4 protein-coding genes and 1 pseudogene are annotated in these 2249 nt (G+C 69.9%); all 5 read right to left on the bottom strand.

Annotated elements, in window-relative coordinates; genetic code table 11:
- Window positions 1-140, bottom strand: a 140-nt coding sequence (locus WA944_RS12205) for a 2-amino-4-hydroxy-6-hydroxymethyldihydropteridine diphosphokinase (protein ID WP_526609991.1), incomplete at its 3' end; no start/stop codon positions are given.
- Entirely contained in the window at window positions 137-511 is a 375-nt protein-coding gene (gene folB / locus WA944_RS12210; protein WP_526373122.1) for a dihydroneopterin aldolase, read from the bottom strand. The genes folB and WA944_RS12205, both read right to left, overlap by 4 nt.
- Window positions 504-1310 (bottom strand): dihydropteroate synthase, encoded by an 807-nt coding sequence (folP, locus tag WA944_RS12215; RefSeq protein ID WP_526373125.1) that lies wholly within the window; start codon window positions 1308-1310, stop codon window positions 504-506. Before folP ends, folB begins: the two co-directional genes overlap by 8 nt.
- A gap of 44 nt (window positions 1311-1354) precedes the next feature.
- Window positions 1355-1966 carry a GTP cyclohydrolase I FolE gene (folE, locus tag WA944_RS12220; RefSeq protein WP_526373124.1) on the bottom strand — a complete coding sequence of 204 codons (612 nt, stop codon included), beginning with the start codon at window positions 1964-1966 and terminating at the stop codon, window positions 1355-1357.
- Between the two features lie 30 nt (window positions 1967-1996).
- A pseudogene (locus tag WA944_RS12225) lies at window positions 1997-2249 on the bottom strand (hypothetical protein); the annotation flags it as partial.

Below are 2249 nucleotides of genomic sequence, written 5' to 3' on the forward strand. Positions count from 1 at the left end.
TGTTCGACGCCGCCCCATGCCTGCGTCTCGTACACCGGCGACACCGACACCACGGCTCGGCCGAGGCCGTCGACCACCGACTGCAGCCACCGCAACCGGTCACCGACGTTGGAGCCGATGGACAACACCACCGCCGTCACCGGCCACCCCCGCGGCGGGAACGTCGGGCCACGACCGCGACGTCGACGAACTCCAGCGGAATCGGTGCGCCGGGCTTGTGCACCACCACTTCGACGGCATGGATCCGCTCGTCGCCCATCACGTCGTCGGCGATCTCGCCCGCCACGGTCTCGATCAGCTGGCGCGCGGGGCCGCCCACGATGTCGGCGGCGCGTTGTGCCAGACCGCCGTAGTCCACGGTGTCGGCGAGGTCGTCGCTGGCGGCGGCGGGCGCGAGGTCGATCCACACCGTGATGTCCACCACGAAATCCTGGCCGTCGCGGCGCTCATGGTCGAAGACACCGTGGTTGCCACGAACCTTCAACCCCCGCAACTCGATCCGGTCAGCCATCGGAACCCCCGCGCCAGGCATCGACCACCGCGAGCGCATCGGCCGAGGCGCGCACATCGTGCACCCGGACCCCCCACACCCGATGCCATCCGGCGAGCGCGGAGATCACCGCGGTGGCCGTCTCACGTCCGTCCGGGGGTCTGGGTTCACCGTCGGGCCCGGCCAGCAGGGCGCCCAGGAACCGCTTGCGGGACGCGCCGACCAGGACGGGGATACCGGTCGCGACGAACTCCGGCAGCGCGTGCAACAACGCCCAATTGTGTTGTGCGGTCTTGGCGAATCCGAGGCCGGGATCGATGATCACCTTGGCCGGGTCCACCCCGGCACGCACTGCCGCGTCCACCCCGGCCATGAGTTCGTCACGTACTTCGACCACCACGTCGCCGTAGCCGGGCACCTCGTGCGGGCGGCCACTGCCCACCGACCGCCAGTGCATGAGGATCCACGGAACGCCGGCTTCGGCGACCACCCTGGCCATGTCCGGGTCCGCCTTTCCGCCCGAGACGTCGTTGACCAGCGAGGCGCCGTTCTCCAGGGCCGCGTAGGCCACGCCAGCGTGCATGGTGTCGATACTGATCGTGATCCCCTGCTGGGCAAGTTCTTTGACGACGGGAAGTACTCGGGAGGTCTCGACCGCGGGATCCACCCGGGTGGCCCCGGGGCGGGTCGACTCGCCGCCGACGTCGATGATCGCCGCACCCTGGCCAACCAGGTCGACGCCGTGCTCGACCGCCCGGTCCCGGTCGAGGAACAGGCCCCCGTCGGAGAACGAGTCAGCGGTGACGTTGACGACCCCCATCACCTGCACGCGCGTCCCGTCCGGGGACCGTTGGCTCGCCAAGCTCACCTTCTGAGGATCAGTTCCAGAGCCTCGGCCCGTGAGGCGTTGTCGTTCTTGAACTGTCCGCGCACAGCGGAGGTGGTGGTCACCGCGCCGGGCTTGCGAACACCCCGCATCGCCATGCACAGGTGCTCGGCCTCGACCACCACGATCGCGCCCCGCGGGTCGAGCTTGCGCATCAACGCGTCGGCGATCTGGGCGGTCAGCCGTTCCTGCACCTGGGGCCGCTTGGCGTAGAGGTCGACCAGGCGGGCGATCTTCGACAGGCCCGTGACGCGGCCGTCGACCCCGGGGATGTAACCGACGTGCGCGACACCGTGGAACGCCACCAGATGATGCTCGCAGGTGGAGTACATCGGGATCTCCTTGATCAGCACCAGCTCGTCGTGTTGTTCGTCGAAGGTGGTGTTGAGCACGGTGTCCGGATCGGTGTAGAGCCCGGCGAACATCTCCCGGTAGGCCCGCGCCACCCGGGCGGGCGTGTCGGCCAGCCCTTGGCGGTCGGGATCCTCACCGACGGCGATCAGCAGCTCTCGGACCGCCCGTTCCGCGCGCTCCTGGTCGAAATCGGGTGGGGTGAGCGTGGCCGAATTGTGGTGGTGCGACCGCGTCATCGAAGTCTCCGTTCAGGCATCAGCCGGTGACTAACCGCGGTTCGGCGGATCAGCCCGGTCCTTGTCCCGGCCGCCGTCGTGACCCGGTTCCTCCTTGGGGCCGGGGGTCGCCGCATCACCTTCCGGCGCGGGGGCCGACTGCTCGGGCTGCGGAGGATGTTGATAGGGCGGGTAACCCGGATACGGCGGAGGTGGCGGCGGAGCACCCTGCCACCCCGCTGGCGGCGGATACCAATAACCCTGCGGCTGCTGCTGCGGCGCCCCGCGCTGCGGGGCTCCCGGC

The organism is Mycobacterium sp. (genome assembly GCF_049683355.1).
GTDB lineage: Bacteria > Actinomycetota > Actinomycetes > Mycobacteriales > Mycobacteriaceae > Mycobacterium.

Excerpts from the sequence above, each read along its gene's own strand:
- folE (WP_526373124.1), bottom strand. The coding sequence starts at position 1,966 with ATGACGCGGTCGCACCACCACAATTCGGCCACGCTCACCCCACCCGAT.
- folB (WP_526373122.1), bottom strand. The coding sequence starts at position 511 with ATGGCTGACCGGATCGAGTTGCGGGGGTTGAAGGTTCGTGGCAACCAC.
- folP (WP_526373125.1), bottom strand. The coding sequence starts at position 1,310 with ATGGGGGTCGTCAACGTCACCGCTGACTCGTTCTCCGACGGGGGCCTG.